18 protein-coding genes, 1 other RNA gene and 2 pseudogenes are annotated in these 19,803 nt (G+C 73.1%); 11 read left to right on the top strand and 10 right to left on the bottom strand.

Going from position 1 to position 19,803, the window contains the following annotated elements:
* Window positions 1–338: 338 nt before the first annotated feature.
* From H6H00_RS02970 to H6H00_RS02950, 5 genes are read right to left on the bottom strand one after another with little or no spacing between them, the layout of a single operon-like run.
* Window positions 339–1,256 carry a hypothetical protein gene (locus tag H6H00_RS02970; protein WP_185719845.1) on the bottom strand — a complete coding sequence of 306 codons (918 nt, stop codon included), beginning with the start codon at window positions 1,254–1,256 and terminating at the stop codon, window positions 339–341.
* A gap of 14 nt (window positions 1,257–1,270) precedes the next feature.
* Window positions 1,271–2,953, bottom strand: coding sequence for an ABC transporter family substrate-binding protein (locus H6H00_RS02965; RefSeq protein WP_185719844.1), 1,683 nt, complete (start codon window positions 2,951–2,953; stop codon window positions 1,271–1,273).
* A 17-nt stretch (window positions 2,954–2,970) separates the two neighbouring features.
* Window positions 2,971–5,067: an ABC transporter ATP-binding protein gene (locus H6H00_RS02960; RefSeq protein ID WP_255425546.1), complete on the bottom strand. Its 2,097-nt coding sequence runs from the start codon at window positions 5,065–5,067 to the stop codon at window positions 2,971–2,973.
* The gene (locus tag H6H00_RS02955; protein ID WP_185719843.1) at window positions 5,064–5,993 is read right to left on the bottom strand and encodes an ABC transporter permease; all 930 of its coding nucleotides are present in this window, start codon (window positions 5,991–5,993) and stop codon (window positions 5,064–5,066) included. Before H6H00_RS02955 ends, H6H00_RS02960 begins: the two co-directional genes overlap by 4 nt.
* A gap of 5 nt (window positions 5,994–5,998) precedes the next feature.
* A complete protein-coding gene (locus H6H00_RS02950; RefSeq protein ID WP_185719842.1) occupies window positions 5,999–6,976 on the bottom strand; it encodes an ABC transporter permease in 978 nt (325 codons plus the stop codon).
* Window positions 6,977–7,230: 254 nt separating this feature from the next.
* On the opposite strand from H6H00_RS02950, the gene H6H00_RS02945 reads away from it, so the two are divergent.
* From H6H00_RS02945 to H6H00_RS02895, 11 genes and pseudogenes are all read left to right on the top strand, one after another.
* Window positions 7,231–7,746 (top strand): helix-turn-helix transcriptional regulator, encoded by a 516-nt coding sequence (locus H6H00_RS02945; RefSeq protein WP_185719841.1) that lies wholly within the window; start codon window positions 7,231–7,233, stop codon window positions 7,744–7,746.
* Between the two features lie 24 nt (window positions 7,747–7,770).
* Window positions 7,771–8,883: a peptide chain release factor 2 gene (prfB, locus tag H6H00_RS02940; RefSeq protein ID WP_185719840.1), complete on the top strand. Its 1,113-nt coding sequence runs from the start codon at window positions 7,771–7,773 to the stop codon at window positions 8,881–8,883.
* Between the two features lie 101 nt (window positions 8,884–8,984).
* Window positions 8,985–9,674 carry a cell division ATP-binding protein FtsE gene (ftsE, locus tag H6H00_RS02935; RefSeq protein ID WP_185719839.1) on the top strand — a complete coding sequence of 230 codons (690 nt, stop codon included), beginning with the start codon at window positions 8,985–8,987 and terminating at the stop codon, window positions 9,672–9,674.
* A 34-nt stretch (window positions 9,675–9,708) separates the two neighbouring features.
* The gene (gene ftsX, locus H6H00_RS02930; RefSeq protein ID WP_185719838.1) at window positions 9,709–10,611 is read left to right on the top strand and encodes a permease-like cell division protein FtsX; all 903 of its coding nucleotides are present in this window, start codon (window positions 9,709–9,711) and stop codon (window positions 10,609–10,611) included.
* 38 nt (window positions 10,612–10,649) lie between these two features.
* Window positions 10,650–11,138, top strand: a complete 489-nt coding sequence (gene smpB / locus H6H00_RS02925; RefSeq protein ID WP_185719837.1) for an SsrA-binding protein SmpB — start codon at window positions 10,650–10,652, stop codon at window positions 11,136–11,138.
* A gap of 2 nt (window positions 11,139–11,140) precedes the next feature.
* Window positions 11,141–12,055 carry an amidohydrolase family protein gene (locus H6H00_RS02920; protein WP_185722114.1) on the top strand — a complete coding sequence of 305 codons (915 nt, stop codon included), beginning with the start codon at window positions 11,141–11,143 and terminating at the stop codon, window positions 12,053–12,055.
* A 53-nt stretch (window positions 12,056–12,108) separates the two neighbouring features.
* Window positions 12,109–12,479, top strand: a transfer-messenger RNA (tmRNA) gene (gene ssrA / locus H6H00_RS02915).
* 96 nt (window positions 12,480–12,575) lie between these two features.
* Entirely contained in the window at window positions 12,576–13,847 is a 1,272-nt protein-coding gene (locus H6H00_RS02910; RefSeq protein WP_185719836.1) for a cytochrome P450, read from the top strand.
* Window positions 13,844–14,296 (top strand): annotated as a pseudogene (locus tag H6H00_RS32765) (TerD family protein); the annotation flags it as partial. The gene H6H00_RS02910 and the pseudogene H6H00_RS32765, both read left to right, overlap by 4 nt.
* Window positions 14,297–14,753: 457 nt before the next feature.
* Complete coding sequence (locus H6H00_RS02900; protein ID WP_185719835.1) at window positions 14,754–15,506, top strand: AIM24 family protein; 753 nt, start codon at window positions 14,754–14,756, stop codon at window positions 15,504–15,506.
* Window positions 15,507–15,520: 14 nt separating this feature from the next.
* Window positions 15,521–16,741, top strand: coding sequence for a saccharopine dehydrogenase family protein (locus tag H6H00_RS02895; RefSeq protein ID WP_185722113.1), 1,221 nt, complete (start codon window positions 15,521–15,523; stop codon window positions 16,739–16,741).
* Here the strand turns inward: H6H00_RS02895 and H6H00_RS02890 are convergent.
* The 5 genes and pseudogenes from H6H00_RS02890 to H6H00_RS32755 form a co-directional block, all read right to left on the bottom strand.
* Window positions 16,717–17,136, bottom strand: a complete 420-nt coding sequence (locus tag H6H00_RS02890; RefSeq protein ID WP_185719834.1) for an allophanate hydrolase-related protein — start codon at window positions 17,134–17,136, stop codon at window positions 16,717–16,719. The genes H6H00_RS02895 and H6H00_RS02890 overlap by 25 nt on opposite strands.
* Window positions 17,133–17,561, bottom strand: coding sequence for an AtzH-like domain-containing protein (locus tag H6H00_RS02885; RefSeq protein WP_185719833.1), 429 nt, complete (start codon window positions 17,559–17,561; stop codon window positions 17,133–17,135). The genes H6H00_RS02890 and H6H00_RS02885 overlap by 4 nt, the downstream gene beginning before the upstream one ends.
* Window positions 17,558–19,183 (bottom strand): regulator, encoded by a 1,626-nt coding sequence (locus tag H6H00_RS02880; protein WP_185719832.1) that lies wholly within the window; start codon window positions 19,181–19,183, stop codon window positions 17,558–17,560. Before H6H00_RS02880 ends, H6H00_RS02885 begins: the two co-directional genes overlap by 4 nt.
* On the bottom strand, window positions 19,180–19,416 hold the full coding sequence (locus tag H6H00_RS32760) for a cysteine hydrolase family protein (protein WP_344736844.1): 237 nt from the start codon (window positions 19,414–19,416) through the stop codon (window positions 19,180–19,182). Before H6H00_RS32760 ends, H6H00_RS02880 begins: the two co-directional genes overlap by 4 nt.
* A 112-nt stretch (window positions 19,417–19,528) precedes the next feature.
* Window positions 19,529–19,789 (bottom strand): annotated as a pseudogene (locus tag H6H00_RS32755) (cysteine hydrolase family protein); the annotation flags it as partial.
* Between the last annotated feature and the right edge of the window lie 14 nt (window positions 19,790–19,803).

Below are 19,803 nucleotides of genomic sequence, written 5' to 3'. Positions count from 1 at the left end.
TGGGCCGTGCGGCCCCGTGCACAGAGACACGGTCGTCCGCCCTGGTCCGACGGGTGCGGGTGCGGTCCGGCGACGATCCCCGGGCCGGACGGTGGTGCGGCCCAGCGGATGAGCGGAACCCGGTTGCGGTTCCCGGCCCGTCGAACGGCGACCGGGTTCCGCTCACGCGGGCGCGCGGGGTCCGCGGATCGCGGCCCGGCCGGACGGGACCCGGTGGCGGGCTTCTCCCCGATGACAGCGACTCGTCGGACGAGAGCGGTGAACTCGCCGGGCGGGAGCGGCGAACTCGCCGGGTGGGGGCGGCAAACTCGCGGGGTGGGGGCGGGGTGTGGGTGCGGTCAGGTGGTGGGGTCGGTGCCCCGGACCGCGGCCGTGAACAGGGCCAGGGCCGCCAGCAGGGCGGTCGTCGCCAGCCAGGTGCCGAAGCCGCCCCCGTCCACCACGGTCCAGAGGGCGGCGACGAGGGGGGCGGGCACGGTCAGCGGGAGGTCGGCGAGCAGCTGGCGCCGCAGCGGGGCGTAGGCCGCCGCGCGCTCCGCCGCCGAGGCGTCGGGCCGGGCGGGGTTGTCGGTGCGGTGCCCGCGCGGCTCCGCCGTCCGGACCGGCCCGCTCGGCGGGACCGGCCGCCCGTCGATCTCGGCGGCGACGTACCGGTGCCGCAGCGGATCGCCGCGCAGCCGGACCGACGCGGGGGAGGGCAGGGCGGGCAGGGCCGGGTCGAAGTGCAGGGGGACCCAGCGCGGCGGAACCGTCGCGGTCTCCAGCCAGGACCGCCCGGTGAGACCCGACCGGATCCGGACCCGTCCGACGTCGAGCGTGCGCGGCGGCTGCCGCAGCGCACGGCGCCGGGACACCACCTGCCACGCCCCGACGGCCCCGACGAGCACGGCCACCACCCCGGCGAGGACGAGCGTGCTCAGGGCGCGGTCGGCGTCGGCGAGGACGGCGGCGCCGGGGATCAGCGGGGCGCCCGCGGCGGAGTAGGCCACCTCGGTGCGGGTGCCGACCGGTGGCGGCGGCCCGGCGAGCTCGACGGAGTCGTTCCGGGACGGTCCGCCTGCCGGGGCCCAGGTGAGGGTCACCGCGTCCCCGTCGACGGCCGTGACGGTGCCGAACGTGCGCTGGGTCGCGGCCCCGAGGACCGTCGTCGCCGACGCGAACGCCGTGCCCGCCACGACGGCGAGCACGGCGCACACGATCAGCACCAGCGCGGACGTGACCAGCCCGTACCGCAGCGCGCGGGGGGCCGCGGTCACGTCCGCGCCCGGCGTCATCCGGCGGTGAAGCCGGAGTCGACGTAGTCGATGTCGGCGTTGCCCGGCGCACCGAAGTTGGCGAGCGTGCTGCGCACCGCGTACGCGCCGGTCGACTGGTAGAGCGGGAGCTGCGGCATGGTCTCCCAGATCAGCTCGTCGATCTGGTTGCCCAGCTCGTTGCGCGCGGTGTCGTCGAGCTCGCCGAGCGCCTGGGTGTACAGCGCGTCGATCTCCGGGGTCCCGATGCTGCCGTAGTTCTGGTCCCCGGTGGTCGAGTAGATGTTGCGGGTCGAGGTGACCGGGAACGGGGTGCCGGACCAGCCGAAACCGACGATGTCGAAGTTGCCCGGCGTGACGTACTGGTCGAACAGGTCGGCCGAGGAGGCCGGGACGAACTCCACGCCCACGCCGATCGCGGCGAGCTGGGCCTGGATGAGCGTCGAGATGCGCTCGCTGATCGGGTTGCCCGCCGTGGTGATGTAGCGCAGGTTCAGCGGCTGCCCGTCCTTGGTGCGCACCTGGCCCTCGCCCGGCGACACCCACCCGAGGCCGTCGAGCGCGGTGCTCGCGGCGGCGGCGTCGAACGCCGGGGCGTGGTCGACGTAGTTCGCGGAGCCCTCGGTGTAGAGGAAGCTGCCCAGCGGGACGGCGTCGGGCACGATCTGCCCGATCAGCGCCTCGGTGACGACCTGGCGGTCGATGCCCTGGGCGATCGCGCGGCGCAGCGCCGGGTCGGCGAGGATCGCGCCCTCGCCGCCGTTGAAGGTGATGTGGTTGTAGGTCGGCTCGGCGGCCTGCCGCACCTCGACCCCCGGGATGCCCTGGCTGCGCTGGAACAGGTCGACGCTCGACCCGATCGCGTAGAAGTCGATCTCGTTGTTGGCCAGCGCGTCGGCCAGGGCGTCGCGCTCGACGACGCGGTAGATGACCCGGTCCAGCTTCGCCGGCTCACCCCACCAGGCGTCGTTGCGCACGAGCGTGATCGTCTGCGCGGTCGCGTCGACGGTCTCGACCTTGAACGGGCCCGCGGTCGTCAGCGGCTGGGCCTGCCAGCCGGTGTTGAACGTGGCCGGGTCGGTGTTCGTCGACGCCGGGTAGATGTTGTCGAACAGGCTGCTCCACTCGGCGAACACCGTGCCGAACGTGGCCACGGCCTGCTTGTCGTCGACGCCGCGCTCCACGGAGGTGATGTCCTCGTAGCCGGTGGTGCCCGCGACGCTGAACGCCTCGTTCGTGCCGTTCTGGGCCTGCCACTGGGCCTGGAGGTCCACCCAGGTGATCGGCGTGCCGTCGTCCCACGTCGCCTCGGGGTTGATCGTGTAGGTGACGACCTGCGGGTTCTCCGAGGTCAGCTCGATCGAGGTGAAGTAGTCCGTGTTCACCGCGACGGTGCCGTCGGCCAGCGCATCGAAGGCGTGCGGCATCAGCGGGTCCATCACGAACTTGCCGTCGCGCAGCGTGCCGTCGACCTGGTTGCGGTTGTAGTTGTCCGGCAGGGCGTCGAGCGGGAACCGCAGGTCGCCGCCGTCCTGCACCTGGTCGCGGGGCAGTTCGTTGATGTCGTTGACGCCCTGCTCGCCGGTGTTGGGGGCCAGACCCCCGCCGGGGGCGGCTCCTCCGCCCACGCCGCCGCAACCGGCCAGCACCAGTGCCGCGGTGGCGGCCAGGGCCGCCAGAACCGCTGATCTCGATCGCATTCGGATTCCTCTCGGTGTCACAGCACGGCGTGCGGTGCGGCGAAGTGGCAGGCCACCTCGTGGTCGGCGGTCGTGCGGGGCCGTCGCTGCGGGTCGTCGGTGACGCACCGCTGCCGGTCGGCCTCGTCGAGAGTCAGGTGACGGGGGCAGCGCGTCCGGAACCGGCACCCCGACGGCGGGTCCGCGGGGCTGGGCATGTCGCCGGTGAGCAGGATCCGCTCCCGCGCCCGCTCGACGGCCGGGTCCGGGATCGGGATGGCCGAGAGCAGGGCCTGCGTGTACGGGTGCTCGGGGGCGGTGAAGACCGTGGCGACGTCGCCGATCTCGACGATCCGCCCCAGGTACATGACGGCCACGCGGTCGGCGATGTGGCGCACCACCGACAGGTCGTGCGCCACGAACAGGTACGCGAGCCCGAGCCGGACGCGCAGCTCCTCCAGCAGGTTGATCACGCCGGCCTGGATGGAGACGTCGAGCGCGGAGACCGGCTCGTCGAGCACCAGCAGCTTCGGCTCCAGCGCGAGCGCGCGGGCGATCCCGATGCGCTGGCGCTGCCCGCCGGAGAACTCGGCCGGGTACCGGCCGGCGTGCTCGGGTCGCAGCCCGACCAGCCGCAGCAGCTCCGGCACCCGCCTGCGGATCTCCTCGGCCGCGACGCGGTGCGTCGAGAGCGGCTCGGCGATGATGTCGTGCACCGGCATGCGCGGGTCGAGCGAGGCGATCGGGTCCTGGAAGACGACCTGGACGTCGCGGCGCAGGGCGGTGCGGTCGCGCCTGCCCAGCCCGGCGACGTCGCGCCCGAGCACCTCGACGCTCCCGCGCTGGGGCGGCGTCAGCTCCAGGATCTCGGTCAGCGTGGTGGTCTTGCCGCAGCCGGACTCGCCGACCAGGGCCAGCGTCTCCCCGGACCGCACGTCGAAGCTGACGCCGTCGACGGCCTGCACGGTGCCGACGCGGCGGCGCAGGATCGACCCCGCCGTCACCGGGTAGTGCTTGACCATGTCCTCGACGCGCAGCACCACCTCGCGCCGCTCGCGCGGCACCTCGGGGGCCGCGTCGATGACCGGCACGTCGAAGACCTGCGCGGCTTCGCGGCGCACGAGCTCGCCGCTGCGGTGGCAGGCGGCGTGGTGGTCGGGGCGCACGGCGTCGAGGGTCGGCTCGGTCTCCCGGCACAGGTCGACGGCGAGCGGGCAGCGCGGCGCGAACGGGCAGCCCGGCGGCAGCTCGGCCAGCGACGGCGGCTGCCCCTCGATCGGCACGAGCGGTTGCCGCGGACCGGCGTCCAGGCGCGGGATGGAGCCGAGCAGCCCCAGCGTGTACGGCATCCGCGGGTACTCGTAGAGCTCGTCGACGGGTGCGGTCTCCACCGCGCGGCCCGCGTACATGACGAGCACGCGGTCGGCCACGCCCGCGACGACCCCGAGGTCGTGGGTGATCAGCACGATCCCGGCGCCGGTGACCTCACGCGCGGTCCTGAGCACGTCGAGGACCTGCGCCTGCACCGTGACGTCGAGGGCGGTCGTGGGCTCGTCGGCGATGATCAGGTCGGGGTCGTTGGCGATCGCCATCGCGATCACCGCGCGCTGGCGCATGCCGCCGGAGAACTCGTGGGGGAAGGCGTCGACGCGGTCGCGGGCGTTGGGGATGCCGACGAGGTCGAGCAGCTCGACGGCCCGGGCCCGCGCGTCGGTCTTCGACATCCCGCGCCGGTGGATCCGCAGCGCCTCGACGATCTGCGCGCCGACCGTGTAGACCGGCGTCAGCGCGGAGAGCGGGTCCTGGAACACCATCGCGACGCGCCTGCCGCGGATCTCCGACAGCTCGGCGTCGGAGCGGCCGAGCAGCTCGGTGTCGCGGAACCGCACCGAGCCGGTGACGCGCGCCTGGCCCGGCAGCAGGCCCATCACGGCCATCGACGACACCGACTTGCCCGAGCCGGACTCGCCCACGATGCCGAGCACCTCGCCGGGCGCCACGTCGTAGCTCAGGCCGCGGACCGCGTCGACGCGCCCGGCCTCGCTCGGGAAGGACACGGACAGGTCGCGCACCGACAGGACGGGACCGGCGGGGCCGGCCGCGGGGTCGTCGAGGATGCGGTCGGTCAGCGTCACGCCTTCTCCTCCGTGCGGCGACCGGCTCCGGAGCTGGAGTCCAGCGCGTCGCGCAGGCCGTCGCCGACCAGGTTGAACGCCAGGATCGCGACGACGAGGAAGCCCGCGGGGAACAGGAACAGCCACGGGTAGGTCTGCGAGGACCCCAGCCCCGAGGCGATCAGCGTGCCGAGGGAGACGTCGGGCGGCTGCACGCCGAACCCGAAGAACGACAGCGTGCTCTCGCCGAGGATCGCCACGCCCATCCCGATCGTCGCGTCGACGATCAGCAGCGAGGACATGTTCGGCAGGATGTGCCGGAAGATGATCTTCCACGGCGGTACGCCCATGAACCGCGCCGCCTTGACGAACTCGCGCTCGCGCAGCGACAGCGTCAGCCCGCGCACGATCCGGGCCGCGATCATCCAGCCGAACCCGGCCAGCAGCACGACGAGGATGAGGAAGCTGCCCCCGGCGAACGCGGGGGACAGGATCGCGATGACGAGGAACGCCGGGAGCACCAGCATGAGGTCGACGACCCACATGAGGACGCGGTCGGTCCAGCCGCCGAAGTAGCCCGCCGCCGCGCCGACGACCGCGGCGAGCGCGGTGGCGATGAGCCCGACGAGCAGGCCGATGATCAGCGACTTCTGCAGCCCGACCATGGTCTGGGTGAACAGGTCGCCGCCGATCTGCGTGGTGCCGAACCAGTGGTCGGCCGACGGGCCCTGCAGGAACGCGGTGTAGTCGAGCTCGGAGTAGGACCACGGGCTGAACAGCGGGGCGACGTAGGCGAGGAGGAACAGCACCACCACGACCGCCACGCCGACCATCGCGGAGCGGCTGCGCAGGAAGCGCCGCAGGACCAGCCGCCCGCGGGAGGTGAGCACCTCGGCGGGTTCGGGTTCGGCGACCGGTGAGGTGCCGACGGAGACGGGGGTGGACATCGGCCTCACCTGATCCTGATGCGCGGGTCGAGCGCGGCGTAGAGGACGTCGGACAGCCAGCCGGAGATCAGGATGAGCACGGCGGCGAAGAGCGTGACGATCGCGACGATGTTGGTGTCCTGGCGCTGCACGCCGTAGACGAACCAGTCGCCCATCCCGAACCAGCCGAAGATCCGCTCGGTCAGCACGGCCCCGGTGAGCAGCAGCCCGAAGCCGAACGCGAACAGCGTGGCCATCGGGATCAGCGCGGTGCGCAGGCCGTGGGTGAACAGGGCGCGGCGGCGGGTGAGGCCCTTCGCGCGGGCGGTGCGCAGGAAGTCGCTGCCGAGCACGTCGAGCATGGCGCTGCGCTGGTAGCGGCTGTAGAGGGCGATCTGGCCGAGCGCGATCGCGAGCGTCGGCAGCACGAGGTGCTGCAGGCGGTCGACGAGCTCGGCGGCGGCGCTGCCCTGGAAGCTCGGCGTCACCTCCCCCTGGAAGAACAGGATCGTCGTGCCGGCCGCCGCGTTGAGCTCCAGCCCGCCGAACTTGAGCAGCTGCGCGAGCACGAACACCGGCGTCGAGAGCAGCACGAAGGAGAAGACGGTGGAGACGTAGTCGCTCACCTTGTACTGGCGGATCGCACCCGCGACACCGACGACCACGCCGATCGCGATCCCGATGACGGTGCCGAGCAGCAGCAGCCGCAAGCTGACGCCGACGCGGCTGAACAGCTCGGCGCCGATGTCGGTGCCGGTGACGGTGGTGCCGAAGTCGCCGCGCAGCACGTCGCCGAGCCAGCCCAGGAAGCGCAGCGGGATCGGGTCGTCGAGCCGCAGCTCCGCGCGCTTGGCCAGGATCACCTCGGCCGGCGGCGGGGGCGTCCGCTCGTAGTAGCTGGCGAGCGGGTTGAACGTCAGCGAGGCCAGCGAGAACGTCGCGAACGCGGCGATGAAGCAGAGCGCGACGTAGTTGGCGAGCCGTCGCAGCAGGAACCCCGCCATGCCTCTCCTCGTTCTCCGGGCGGCGGATCACGCCCGGCCCGGGTCGACCGCCGGGACGGAATTCGGTGGTCCGTCCGGGCTACTGGCCGGTACTTTGGGGAGCCGCGTGTGTGATCCGCGTGAAGCCGCTGCGCAGTCGTGTCCGCAATCGGTGACGAGGGGTCGCCGGATGACTCGATCGAGGTGGGCGCGGCGTTACGCCGTCCGGGTCCGCTGTGGATGCGGGTCCGGCACCGGGATGGCACGGTGGAGCGATGCCACCCGCCAGGGCGACGCCCGTCAACGCCACCGCCGCCGCCCTGCTGGGACTGCTGCACGAGGGCCCGATGAGCGGCGGCGAGCTGGTGGCGGCGGCGGGGGAGCGGTTCGGGTCGTTCTTCGCGGTGACCCGCAGCCAGGTGTACCGGGAGCTGCCCGCGCTCGCGGCGGCCGGGCTGCTCAGACCGGGCAAGCAGGGCCCGCGGGCGTCGCAGCAGTACTCGATCACCGCGGCGGGCCGCCGCTCCTTCACCGCGTGGCTGACGGCGGGCTCCGCCTCCGACCCCGTCCGCAGCCCGCTGGTGCTGCGGCTGCTGCACTCCGGCTCGCTCACCCCGAAGCAGCGGGCCGCCCTCGTCGGCGACAGCCGGGAGGCCTACGCGCAGCGGCTGACCGCGGCGAAGGCGGTCGCGAAGGGGGAGCCCGACCCGTACCGCAAGGCCGTCGCGGACTTCGTCGTCGCCCACACCCGCGCGATGCTCCGGCTGCTGGACGCCGTCCCGGACTCCTGAGCCCCCCGCGTAGGCTGGAGCGTTGTGAACCCCGACGCCGCAGCCGACCTCAAGGAACTCGCCACCACGCTGGAGAGCATCGAGGCGGTCACCGACCTGCCCGCGCTGCGCGTCGAGATCGCCGACCTCGAGGACCAGGCCGGTCAGCCCGACCTGTGGAACAACCCGGACGAGGCGCAGAAGGTCACCAGCCGGCTGGCCTACGCCACCGGTGACGTCCGCCGGCTCGAGGAGCTGCGCCGCCGCCTCGACGACCTCCCGCTGCTCTACGAGCTGGCCGAGGACGAGAAGGACGAGGGCGCCATCGCCGAGGCCGACGCGGAGCGCACGAAGCTGCGCGCCGACATCGAGGCCCTCGAGGTGCGCACGCTGCTGTCCGGCGAGTACGACCAGCGCGAGGCGCTGGTGACGATCCGGGCCGGCTCCGGCGGCGTCGACGCGGCCGACTTCGCCGAGATGCTCATGCGGATGTACCTGCGCTGGGCCGAGCAGCACGGCTACGGCGTCGACGTCTACGACACCTCCTACGCGGAGGAGGCGGGCCTCAAGTCGGCCACCTTCGCCGTCCACACCCCCTACGCCTACGGCACGCTCTCGGTCGAGCAGGGCACCCACCGGCTCGTGCGCATCTCGCCGTTCGACAACCAGGGCCGCCGCCAGACCTCCTTCGCCGCGGTCGAGGTGACGCCGGTCGTCGAGACCAGCGACCACATCGACATCGACGAGAAGGAACTCCGCGTCGACGTCTACCGGTCGTCGGGGCCGGGCGGGCAGGGCGTCAACACCACCGACTCGGCGGTGCGCCTGACCCACCTGCCCACCGGCATCGTGGTGTCCTGCCAGAACGAGCGCTCGCAGATCCAGAACAAGGCGTCGGCGATGATGGTGCTGCAGGCCAAGCTGCTGGTGCGGCGCAAGGAGGAGGAGCGGGCCCTGATGGACTCGCTCAAGGACTCCGGCGACGCGTCGTTCGGCAACCAGATGCGCTCCTACGTGCTGCACCCGTACCAGATGGTGAAGGACCTCCGGACCAACCACGAGGTCAACAACCCCGCCGCCGTGCTCGACGGCGACATCGACGGGTTCATCGAGGCGGGCATCCGCTGGCGGCGCAACGAGGCCAACAGCACCGACTGAGCGGCCGGCGAACGGGGCGGACCCGCCCAGTGGTCGGTGTCCCGCGCCGAGGGGGCGGGTCGCGTGCCGGTCCCGGGCCCGGGTCTGGGTACCGTGCCTGCGTGATCCGCCTCGAACGCGTCACCAAGACGTACAAGACGTCCACGCGCCCCGCGCTGGACCGGGTCTCGGTGAACGTGGAGAAGGGGGAGTTCGTCTTCCTCATCGGGCCGTCCGGGTCCGGCAAGTCGACGTTCCTGAGGCTGCTCCTGCGCGAGGACGTCCCGACGCGGGGAAGCATCTTCGTCTCCGACATGGACGTCGCGAAGCTGCCCCGGCGCCGCGTGCCGAAGCTGCGCCAGCGCATCGGGTGCGTGTTCCAGGACTTCCGGCTGCTGCCGAACAAGACCGTGGGCGAGAACGTCGCGTTCGCGCTCGAGGTCATCGGCAAGTCGTCCGGCACGATCCGCAAGGTCGTGCCGGAGGTGCTCGACCTCGTCGGGCTCGGGGGCAAGGCCGACCGGCTGCCCAACGAGCTGTCCGGCGGGGAGCAGCAGCGCGTCGCGATCGCGCGCGCGTTCGTCAACCGGCCGCTGGTGCTGCTGGCCGACGAGCCAACGGGCAACCTCGACCCGGACACCAGCCAGGACATCATGCTGCTGCTGGAGCGGATCAACCGCACCGGCACGACGGTCGTCATGGCCACCCACGACCACTCGATCGTCGACTCGATGCGCCGCCGCGTCGTCGAGCTCGACATGGGCCAGGTCGTGCGCGACGAGATCCGCGGGGTCTACGGGGTCGGTCGATGAGGCGCGCCGACGTGCTCTCTCCCGGGGAGGCGCCATGAGGGCCGACTTCGTCACGCGGGAGGTCTTCACCGGCCTGCGCCGCAACGTCACGATGACGATCGCGATGGTGCTGACCACCGCGATCTCGCTCGGCCTGGTCGGCACCGGGCTGCTCGCCGTGCGCACGATCGACCGCACCGAGCAGCTCTACAGCGACCGCGTCGAGGTGCAGGTCGCGCTGACGGCCGACGTGTCCGCCGCCGACACCGACTGCAGCCAGCCGGTCTGCACCGGGCTGCGGGCGACGCTGGAGAACTCCCCGCTCGTCGACTCGGTCCGGTTCGAGAGCCAGCAGCAGGCCTACGAGCGCTACCTCGAGCTGTTCGAGGGCCAGGCGCTGGCCGACGTCGTGCGGCCGCAGTCGCTGCCGGCCACGCTGCGCGTCCGGCTCGCCGACCAGGAGGCCGGCGCGGCCGCCGTCACGCAGGCGATGACCGGGCAGGTCGGCGTGCGCAACATCATCGACCAGCGCGCCGTCGTCGCGAAGCTGTTCGACTTCCTCGGCGGCGTCCGCAACGTGACGTTCGCGCTCGCGCTGGTGCAGGCCGTCGCGGCGCTGCTGCTGATCTCCAACACCGTGCAGGTCTCGGCGTACACGCGGCGCACCGAGGTGGGCGTCATGCGGCTGGTCGGGGCCACGCGCTGGTACACCCAGCTGCCGTTCCTCATCGAGGCCGTGGTGACGGGGCTGGTCGGTGCGCTGATCGCCTCGGCGGGGCTGCTGGCCGGCAAGTACCTGTTCATCGACCAGCTGCTGTCGGGGATCGTCTCCAACGGGGTGGTGCCGCCGATCGAGCTGGCCGACATCGTGTGGGTCTCGCCGATCCTGGTGATGATCGGGGCCGGGATCGCCGCCGTCACCGGGTACGTGACGCTGCGCCTGTACGTGCGGCTCTAGATCGGCAACCCGGTGGCCCCTCCGCGTAGGCTGGAGCGGTGAAGGAGACGGGCCGGAAGGTGATCGCGCAGAACCGGCGTGCGCGCCACGACTACGCCATCCTCGACGAGTACGAGGCGGGCGTCGCGCTGCTGGGCACCGAGGTGAAGAGCCTGCGGATGGGCCGCGCATCGCTGGTCGACGCGTTCGCCACCGTCGACGACGGCGAGATCTGGCTGCGCGGCCTGCACATCCCGGAGTACACGCAGGGCAGCTGGACCAACCACGAGCCGCGCCGCACCCGCAAGCTGCTGCTGCACCGCGGGGAGATCGACCGCCTGATCGGCAAGATCAAGGAGGGCGGGCTGTCGCTGGTGCCGCTGTCGCTGTACTTCTCCGACGGCAAGGTCAAGTGCGAGCTGGCCCTGGCCAAGGGCAAGAAGTCGTACGACAAGCGCACCGACCTCGCCAAGCGCGACGCGCAGCGGGAGATCCAGAAGGCGTTCGGCCGGGCCGCGAAGGGCCGCGCGCGCGAGCTGCGCTCGTGAGCCTGCCCGCCCCGCCGACCTCCGACGCCGACGTCCCGCGCTTCCTCGACGACCTCGGCGTGCCCGGGCTCGTCGACGCCCACGTGCACTTCCTGCCCGACAACGTCATGGACAAGGTCTGGGCCTACTTCGACCGCGCCGAGACCCACTACGGGCGGGCGTGGCCGATCCGGTACCGCACGTCCGTCGACGAGCGGCTCGCCGCGCTGAAGGAGCTGGGCGTCCGCGCGTTCGCGCCGCTGGTCTACCCGCACAAGCCGGGGATGGGTCGCTGGCTGACGGAGTGGGTCACCGACTTCGCGGCCCGCACCGACGGCGCGGTGCCCACGGCGACGCTGTACCCCGAGCCCGACGTGGCCGACTACCTGGGCGCCGCGGTCTCCGCGGGCGCGCGGCTGGTCAAGGTGCACGTCCAGGTCGGCGGGTTCGACCCGCGCGACCCGCTGCTGCGTCCGGCGTGGGGGCTGCTGGCCGACGCGGGCGTCCCGGCGATCGTGCACTGCGGCCACGGCCCGATCCCCGGCGAGCACACCGGGCTCGACGTGTTCGGCGAGGTACTGGCCGAGCACCCGCGGCTGCCCGTCGTCCTGGCCCACGCCGGGATGCCCGACTTCACCGGGGCGCTCGACCTCGTCCGGCGGCACGAGCACGTGCACATCGACACGACGATGGTCGGCACGGCGTACTCGGAGCAGATGGCGCCGCTGCCGCAGGACTGGGCGGCCCGGCTCGTCGACGTGGCCGACCGGGTGGTCTACGGCTCGGACTTCCCGAACATCCCCTACCCCGCGTACGAGCAGGTCGCGGCGGTGGCGGGCTGGGCGGCGGCCGACGACCGCCTCGGTGCGGGGTTCCTGCGCGCGGTGCTCCACGACACGCCCGCGCGGGTCCTCGGCCTGCCGTCCGAACCGGGATGATTCCCCGGCCGCGACGCGTTACCCTGTTCTGACGCCCGACGGTCGGGCGCGCAGGGGGTGAACGGTTTCGACTTCGTTCGTCGATCAAGGGGAAGCGTGCCGAGGAAGGCGACGATGATCTCGTTAACCATCCGTCGCAAATTTATAAGCGCCGATTCCAATCAGCGCGACTTCGCCCTCGCCGCCTGAGCGAGTGTGAGTCTGTCGGCCCGCGGGTGCTCCCGCCGCGGATCCCGGCATCAGCTAGGGAGCTCACCTGTCCGCCCGGTCGCGGGGCGGACAGGGACACCTCACAGCGACTGGGATCGTCACACCGGCTCGTTCGCATGACCGGGGGATCCGAGTAGAGGCAGAGCGGACTGCGCACGGAGAAGCCCTTGTGGAGCGACGGAGGACCCGGGTTCGATTCCCGGCACCTCCACCCCTGACCGAGCCCCCGCCGACACCGTCGGCGGGGGCTCCGTCGTTCCGGTACCGTGATCGTTAGCATCGCTATCGATTCGGACGAACGGGGACGCCGATGACGACCACGGAGCAGACCACTACCTTTCCGATGGCCCGGGGCGCCTGCCCCTTCGACCCGCCACCGGCGCTGAGGCCCCTGCGCGAGCACCGGCCCGTCAGCCGGGTCCGGTTGTGGAACGGCACCGAGGCGTGGCTGGTCACCCGGCACGCGGACGTCCGAGCCGTCCTGGCCGACCCGCGGCTCAGCGCCGACATGCGCACGCCCGGCTACCCGCTGATCAGCCCGGCGCGCGCCGGTCGGGCGGGCCAGGACACCCCGCCGTTCATCGTGCTCGACGACCCCGAGCACTCCCGGCTGCGCCGCATGCTGATCAGCGACTTCACGATGCGCTCGACGGAGTCGCTGCGCCCGATGGTCACCGGCATCGTCGACGACCTGCTCGACGCCATGGCCGCGGGACCGCGACCCGTCGACCTGGTGACGGCGTTCGCGCTGCCGCTGCCGTCGTTGGTGATCTGCCGGATGCTCGGCGTGCCCTACGGCGACCACGAGTTCTTCCAGGCCGTCTCGGCGCGCATGCTGACCTCCGCGAGCGCCCCCGAGGAGGTCGCGGCCGCGAGCGATGAGCTGCGCGCCTACCTGCGTGGGCTCGTCGAGGCGAAGGTCGACGACCCCACCGACGACCTGCTCGGCCGCCTGGTGCAGCGCCGGGTGCGGGCGGGGGAGCTGAGCGTCGACGAGGCCGTCAGCACGGCGAGCCTGCTGCTGATCGCCGGGCACGAGACCACGGCCAACCAGCTGGCGCTCGGCACCCTCGTGCTGCTGGACCACCCCGAGCAGGCCGCCGAGCTGCGCGACACCTCCGACCCGACGGTCGTCGTGCGCGCCGTCGAGGAGCTGCTGCGGCTGCTGACGATCGTGCACAACGCCCGTGCCCGCGTGGCCACCGAGGACCTCGAGATCGGGGGCGTGCGCATCGCGGCGGGGGAGGGCGTGCTGGCGTCGAGCGAGTCGGCCAACCGCGACCCGGAGGCGTTCGCCGACCCCGACCGCCTCGACATCCACCGGGCCGAGCGGCACCACGTCGCCTTCGGGTTCGGCGTGCACCAGTGCCTCGGGCAGCCGCTCGCGCGCCTGGAGCTGCAGGTCGCCTACCCGGCGCTGCTGCGGCGGTTCCCGGACCTGCGGGTCACCCGGGATCCGGACGAACTGGACTACAGGAGCGACAAGGTCGTCTACGGCGTGCGCGAGGTGCCGGTGAGCTGGGGTTCCGCCGGGAAGGGGTCTCGGCGATCGCCGGATCCGGTGGCACACTCTGCGGCGTGACGCCCCTGTCTCGCGGTGAGAACCGGCCGGTGACCGGCGACCGGGTCTCGGTCTCGGTCGCCTCCCCCGTCCCGGTCGACGTCTCCGCGCTGCTCCTCGGCCCGGACGGCCGGGTGCGCAGCGACGGCGACTTCGTGTTCTTCAACAACCCCGTCGGCGCCGGGGTCACCCACCACCACGGTCAGGGACGGGGCGATCTCGTCCAGGTCGACCTGCGGGCGGTCCCGGCCGACGTCGGGACCGTCGTGGTCACCGCGAGCCTGGACGGCTCCGGCCCGGCGACGTTCGGGCAGGTCGCCCCACCGGTCGCCACCGCGAACGAGTTCGCGTTCGAGATGGCCGGGCTCGGCGCCGAGTCCGCCGTGATCTGCGTCGAGATCTACCGGCGCCAGGGCGGCTGGAAGGTCCGGGCGGTCGGGCAGGGCTTCGCCGACGGGCTGGCCGGCATCGCGTCGGAGTACGGCGTGAACCTCGACGACGACCCGCCCGCGGCTCCGCCCGCACCACCGGCGACAGCTCCACCGGCTGCCGCTCCACCGCCCGTGCCGTCGTCGTGGCCCCCGCCGGGGCAGCCGTCGCCGTCCGCCCCCGCCCCGGACCGGTTCGCGCTCTTCCCGGATGCGCAGCAGCCACCCGCTGCCCCTCCGCCGGCCGCCGCGTACCCGCCGGCCCCTCCGCCCGCGCCCGCCGGCCACCCGCCGTCGGTGCCTCCCGGGTACCCGCCGCCCGGCGCGTACCCGCCTGCACCGCCCGGCGGGTACCCGCCTGCGCCGCCCGGCGCGTACCCGCCGCCCGGGGGTCAGCAGCCGCCGCCCGGGCCGTACCCGCCGTCCGCGCCCCCCGCCCCCCGCCCACCAGCCCCCCGCCCACCAGCCGTTCGCGCCGTCGCCCGAAGGAGCCCCGCCGATGCAGAGCGACCTGTTCAGCCCCGACCACGCCGAGGTCGCCGGCATGGGCATCCAGAAGCAGGGCGGCAAGATGGCCCGGGTCTCGATGGGCGGCGGCGACCTGATGGCCCGGGCCGGGTCGATGGTCGCCTACCAGGGCGACCTGCGGTTCGAGGCGCTCGGCTCCGGCGGCATCGGGAACATGATCCGGCAGCGGCTCACCGGCGAGGGCGTGCCGCTGATGAAGGTCAGCGGGCGGGGCGACCTGTTCCTGGCCAACGCGGCCAGCGACGTCCACCTGATCGACCTCGACGGCACCGACGGCCTGACGATCAACGGCGCCAACGTGCTCGCGTTCGACTCCTCGCTGTCCTACCGCATCGCGCGCGTCTCGGGCGCGGCCGGCTTCGCCAGCAACGCGGGCCTGTTCAACTGCGAGTTCACCGGCCGCGGCCGCATCGCGATCACCACCGAGGGCACGCCGGTCGTGCTGAACGTCGACCAGCCGACCTACGCCGACCCGCAGGCCGCCGTCGCCTGGTCGGCCAGCCTGCAGACCGGCCTGACCAGCAACGACACCTTCAACATCGGCACGCTGATGGGCCGCAGCACCGGCGAGCGGTACACGCTGTCGTTCACCGGCCGGGGTTTCGTCATCGTGCAGCCCTCGGAGCTGCCGCCCGGTGGCCTCGTCGCCGGGACCGGCGGCGGGGAGCAGGCCGGCCAGGGCGGCATGGGCGGTGTGCTGGGCGGGCTGCTCGGCGGCCGGTAGGGCAGGCTGGGCGCATGGACCGCGCGCATGATCTCGTCGTCTACGGCGCCACCGGCTACGTCGGGGAGCTGACCGCCGCGTACCTCGCGGAGCACGCGCCGTCGGGCGTCCGGATCGGGCTGGCCGGGCGGTCGCGGGCGAAGCTGGAGGCGGTCCGCGGGCGGCTGCCCGCGGCGGCGCGCGACTGGCCGCTGCTGGTCGCCGACTCCTCCGACGCCGAGGCGCTGGCGGCGCTCGTCGGGTCCACCCGGGTGCTCGTCACGACCGTCGGGCCCTACGCCCGCTACGGGCTGCCGGTCGTCGAGGCCTGTGCGCGGGCGGGCACGCACTACGCCGACCTCACCGGCGAGGTGCTGTTCCACCGCGACGCGATCGACGCCGTCGACAAGGTCGCCCGCGACACCGGCGCGAAGATCGTGCACTCCTGCGGCTACGACTCGATCCCGTCCGACCTCGGCGTGTTCGTCCTGCACGAGCGCGCCGCGGCCGACGGGGCGGGCGGGCTCGTCGACGTCGACCTGGTCGCGAGCGCGAAGGGCGGCTTCAGCGGCGGCACGATCGACTCGCTGCGCGCGCAGGTCGAGGCGGTCGCGGCCGACCCGTCGCGGCGGCTCGTCGTCGGCGACCTGCACTCGCTGAGCCCCGAGCGCGCGGCCGAGCCGGTGCCCCGCCAGCCCTCCGACGCGCCGCTGCCCGGACGGCGGGGCGAGCGCGGGACGTGGACCGCGCCGTTCGTCATGGCGTCGTACAACACGCGGGTCGTGCGGCGCAGCAACGCGCTGCTCGACTTCGCCTACGGCCGCTCCCTGCGCTACGGCGAGTCGATGGGCCTGGGCACCGGCCCGGCCGGGGCGGTGGCCGCGGCGGCCGTCACCGCCGGGCTCGCCGGGCTGCTCGCCGGGTTCTCGACGGCCCCCACCCGGGCCGTGCTCGACCGCGTCCTGCCGAAGCCGGGGGAGGGCCCGAGCGAGCAGGCGCGGGCGGCGGGGTGGTTCCGCATGGACATCGAGGCGACGACGGAGAGCGGCCGGCGCTACCGGGCGAAGGTCGCGGGGACGGGTGATCCCGGGTACGCGGCCACCGCCGTCATGCTCGGGGAGAGCGGGCTGTGCCTCGCGCTCGACGACCTGCCCGACCGCGCGGGATCGCTCACCCCCGCCGCGGCGATGGGGTCGGCGCTGGTGGAGCGGCTGGTCACGGCCGGGCACACCTACACGGTCACCGACCTGAGGTAGGCGGGCCAGCTGCCGTAGCTGCTGATGTCGCGCGCGCCGGGCGGCCTGCGCACGCAGACGATCCCGAGCGCGACCCCGTCGGCGAGCTCGACCGGGCCGATCCCCAGCGGGTCGGGCAGGGCGCAGACGAGCCGGCCGATCGCCTCGACGGGGATCCGGTGCAGCTCCACCTCGACGGCGGCACCCCCGTCGTCGACGGCGACGAGGCCGCCCCGCGGCACGCCCGGCCCGGGCAGCGTGACCAGCCGGTACAGGGGTGCGGTGGAGGCGTGCCGCTCGAACCGCGCCCCGAGGGCGACGAGCTCGGGATGCAGCGGCTGGCCGGTGCGGTGGGCCGCCACCACGGCGAGCAGGACGGGGCCGTCCTGCTCGCCGCGCCGTGCGCGGCTCGTCATGCGAGGGGCACCTCGGAGACGTGGGCCGCGACGATCCGCCACCCCTGCGGGAACCGGAACCAGGTCTGGCTCTGGCGGCCCTCGGTCCCGCTGCCGGGGTGGTCGAACAGGGTGGTGACGACGGCCGTGTCCTCCCCGAGCGCCAGCACCGCGGTCTCGCGGAGCCGTCGTCCGGGCGGGACGGTCGGGTGCGCGCGGCGCCAGGCCGCGATCGCCGCGGCCCCGTCCTGGCGGTCGGCGACGCCGAAGCGGCGGCACCGGGGGTCGTCCCAGAACAGCTCGGTCAGGGTGGCGACGTCCCCGTCGAGCAGGGCGCGTTCGTAGCGCTCGAAGGCGGCGCGGACGTCGACCTCGGTTGCCGTGGGGTGGCTCTGCTCCGACCCGGTTGCCGTGGAGCCACCCCACTGCGGTCCCGTGCGGGTCACGCGGTCGCCGGGCGGGTCGTGTCCATCGGCGCCATCGCCGTCGCCGGTTCCTCCTCCGTGCGCTGTGCGGGCACGTCCGCGGTGTCCGTCGCCGCCTCCGGGGTGTTCGTCGTGAACAGACCGAAGGCCAGCAGGATGATCCCGGCGAACAGGTAGCCGAGCGCGATCTGCCCGCCGACGTTCCACCCCACCTGCTCGGCGTGGATCAGGCCGATGAAGCCGAGCGCGGCGCCGATGAAGCAGTGGATCGCGGCCGGCACGAACTTCTTGTCGATGATGAACACGACGATCGAGCCGAGCACCATCCCCGCCAGGATCGCGCCGCCGCCGAGCAGCAGGGTGCCGTGGTAGACGAGCCCGGCGTTGGTGAAGGCCTCCTCGCCCACCTCGGCGGGGGTGCTGCCGGCCGCGCCGACGGCGTTGGTCATCAGCCCGCCCGCCCAGGAGGCGATGTTCGGGATGATCGCGAAGACCACCGCGATCGCGTGCCGCTTGGGGACCTCCTGGAACGCCTGCGCACCGATCAGCAGCCCGATGTAGAGCAGGATCGGGACGATCGCCGGCAGCGGCAGCAGGGCTCCGAGCAGCGAGAACATGCCGAGGAAGCACATCAGCGCGATGAACACGCCGGACGCGAGCGAGTAGCTGGTGCGGCCGCCCGCGGCCTTCCAGCCGGGGTGGCCGATGTAGACGGCGGGCGGGAACGGGCAGCCCATGGCGGCGCCGACGATGGCGCCGGCGCCGTCGGCACCGAGGATCGCGCGCAGGTTGTACTCGTCGCCCGCCGCCGCGGCGCTCTCGACGTTGGCCATGCCCTCGGTGAAGTTGTAGATGCCCAGCGGGATGGCCGTGGCGAGCAGCGGGGCGACGTTGGCCAGGCCCTCGACCAGGCGCGGGATGTCGAAGGTCGACAGCGACAGCGCGACGTCACCCGCCGCGGCCACCACGTCCGGCACCGACATGTACCCGCCGATCCAGCCGATGGCCGAGCCGACGAGCAGCGCGGCGAGGCCGACGGGGATGTTGCCGGGCAGCTTCAGGTCGGTGAAGAACCCGATCAGGATGATCACCATGACCGGGAACGCGATCCACAGCGCCTCCCACATCTGGGCGGCCGGGCGCATCGAGATGAACGCGATCGAGATGCCTGCGAGCGTGCCGAGCATCGCGGCCTGCGGCGTGTACTTCCGGATGAACGGCCCGACGAAGGCGCCCATCAGCACGATGATGCCGATGATGAACGACCACGCGAGCCCGGAGGTCCAGGCGACGATCGGGTCGCCCGTCGCCAGGTAGATCGGCAGCATGATCACGAAGACGACGATGAACATGTGCGGCACCGACGGGCCGTAGGGCATCGCGCAGACGTCGGTGCGGTTCTCGCGGCGGGCGAGCCGGCGCGCCAGGTAGGTGTAGTAGACGTTGCCGATCAGCAGCTGCACGCCGAGCGCGGGGAGGATCACCCCGAACACGTCCGCGCCGGGGATGTTGACGACGCCGAGGCAGAGCCCGGAGAGCACCAGCACGTTGACCAGGGTGTTGAAGCCCAGGCCGAAGAACGCGTTGGTGTCGCCCGCGACCCACCACGACAGCTTCATCGGTTCGGTCTCGGTGGTCGTCATGACGGGATCTCCTGGAGGGTGAGGGCGTGCAGGAACGACTCCGACGGGGCGACCCAGCCGAAGATCCCGCCCTGGGCGGAGATCATCTGCAGGCCGACGCGCTGGAACTCGGGGAAGTAGGACCCGACGCAGTCCGAGAGCACCAGGCACTCGTAGCCGCGGTCGTTGGCCTCGCGGACGGTGGTGTGCACGCACACCTCGGTGGTGACGCCGGTGACGACGAGGCTGGTCACGCCCAGCTCGGCGAGCTCGGCGCCGAGCGAGGTGCCGTGGAACGAGCCCCTTGCCCGGCTTGTCGATGACGAGCTCGCCGGGCAGCGGCGTCAGCTCGTCGATGATGTCGTGGCCGTACTCGCCGCGGACCAGGATGCGGCCCTGGGGCCCCGGCGCCCCGATCCGCAGCGACGGCTCGCCGCGGTTGAGCTTGGCGGGCGGGCAGTCGGACAGGTCGGGGACGTGGCCCTCGCGCGTGTGGATCACGGTCAGGCCGACCTCGCGGGCGGTGGCGAGCACCCGCTGCAGCGGCGGGACGACGGCCTGCAGCCAGGACACGTCGTTGCCGAGGGTCTCGCCGAAGCCGCCGGGCTCCACGAAGTCCCGCTGCATGTCGATGATCACCA

It is taken from the genome of Pseudonocardia petroleophila (assembly GCF_014235185.1).
GTDB classification, from domain to species: domain Bacteria; phylum Actinomycetota; class Actinomycetes; order Mycobacteriales; family Pseudonocardiaceae; genus Pseudonocardia; species Pseudonocardia petroleophila.
Note: the sequence above shows the minus strand (reverse complement) of the source record. Positions and strands in the feature narration are given on the sequence as shown.

Coding starts and splice junctions, on each gene's coding strand:
- H6H00_RS02965 (WP_185719844.1), bottom strand. CDS start 2,953: ATGCGATCGAGATCAGCGGTTCTGGCGGCCCTGGCCGCCACCGCGGCA.
- H6H00_RS02955 (WP_185719843.1), bottom strand. CDS start 5,993: ATGTCCACCCCCGTCTCCGTCGGCACCTCACCGGTCGCCGAACCCGAA.
- H6H00_RS02950 (WP_185719842.1), bottom strand. CDS start 6,976: ATGGCGGGGTTCCTGCTGCGACGGCTCGCCAACTACGTCGCGCTCTGC.
- H6H00_RS02945 (WP_185719841.1), top strand. CDS start 7,231: ATGCCACCCGCCAGGGCGACGCCCGTCAACGCCACCGCCGCCGCCCTG.
- ftsX (WP_185719838.1), top strand. CDS start 9,709: ATGAGGGCCGACTTCGTCACGCGGGAGGTCTTCACCGGCCTGCGCCGC.
- H6H00_RS02910 (WP_185719836.1), top strand. CDS start 12,576: ATGACGACCACGGAGCAGACCACTACCTTTCCGATGGCCCGGGGCGCC.
- H6H00_RS02900 (WP_185719835.1), top strand. CDS start 14,754: ATGCAGAGCGACCTGTTCAGCCCCGACCACGCCGAGGTCGCCGGCATG.
- H6H00_RS02895 (WP_185722113.1), top strand. CDS start 15,521: ATGGACCGCGCGCATGATCTCGTCGTCTACGGCGCCACCGGCTACGTC.
- H6H00_RS02890 (WP_185719834.1), bottom strand. CDS start 17,136: ATGACGAGCCGCGCACGGCGCGGCGAGCAGGACGGCCCCGTCCTGCTC.
- H6H00_RS02880 (WP_185719832.1), bottom strand. CDS start 19,183: ATGACGACCACCGAGACCGAACCGATGAAGCTGTCGTGGTGGGTCGCG.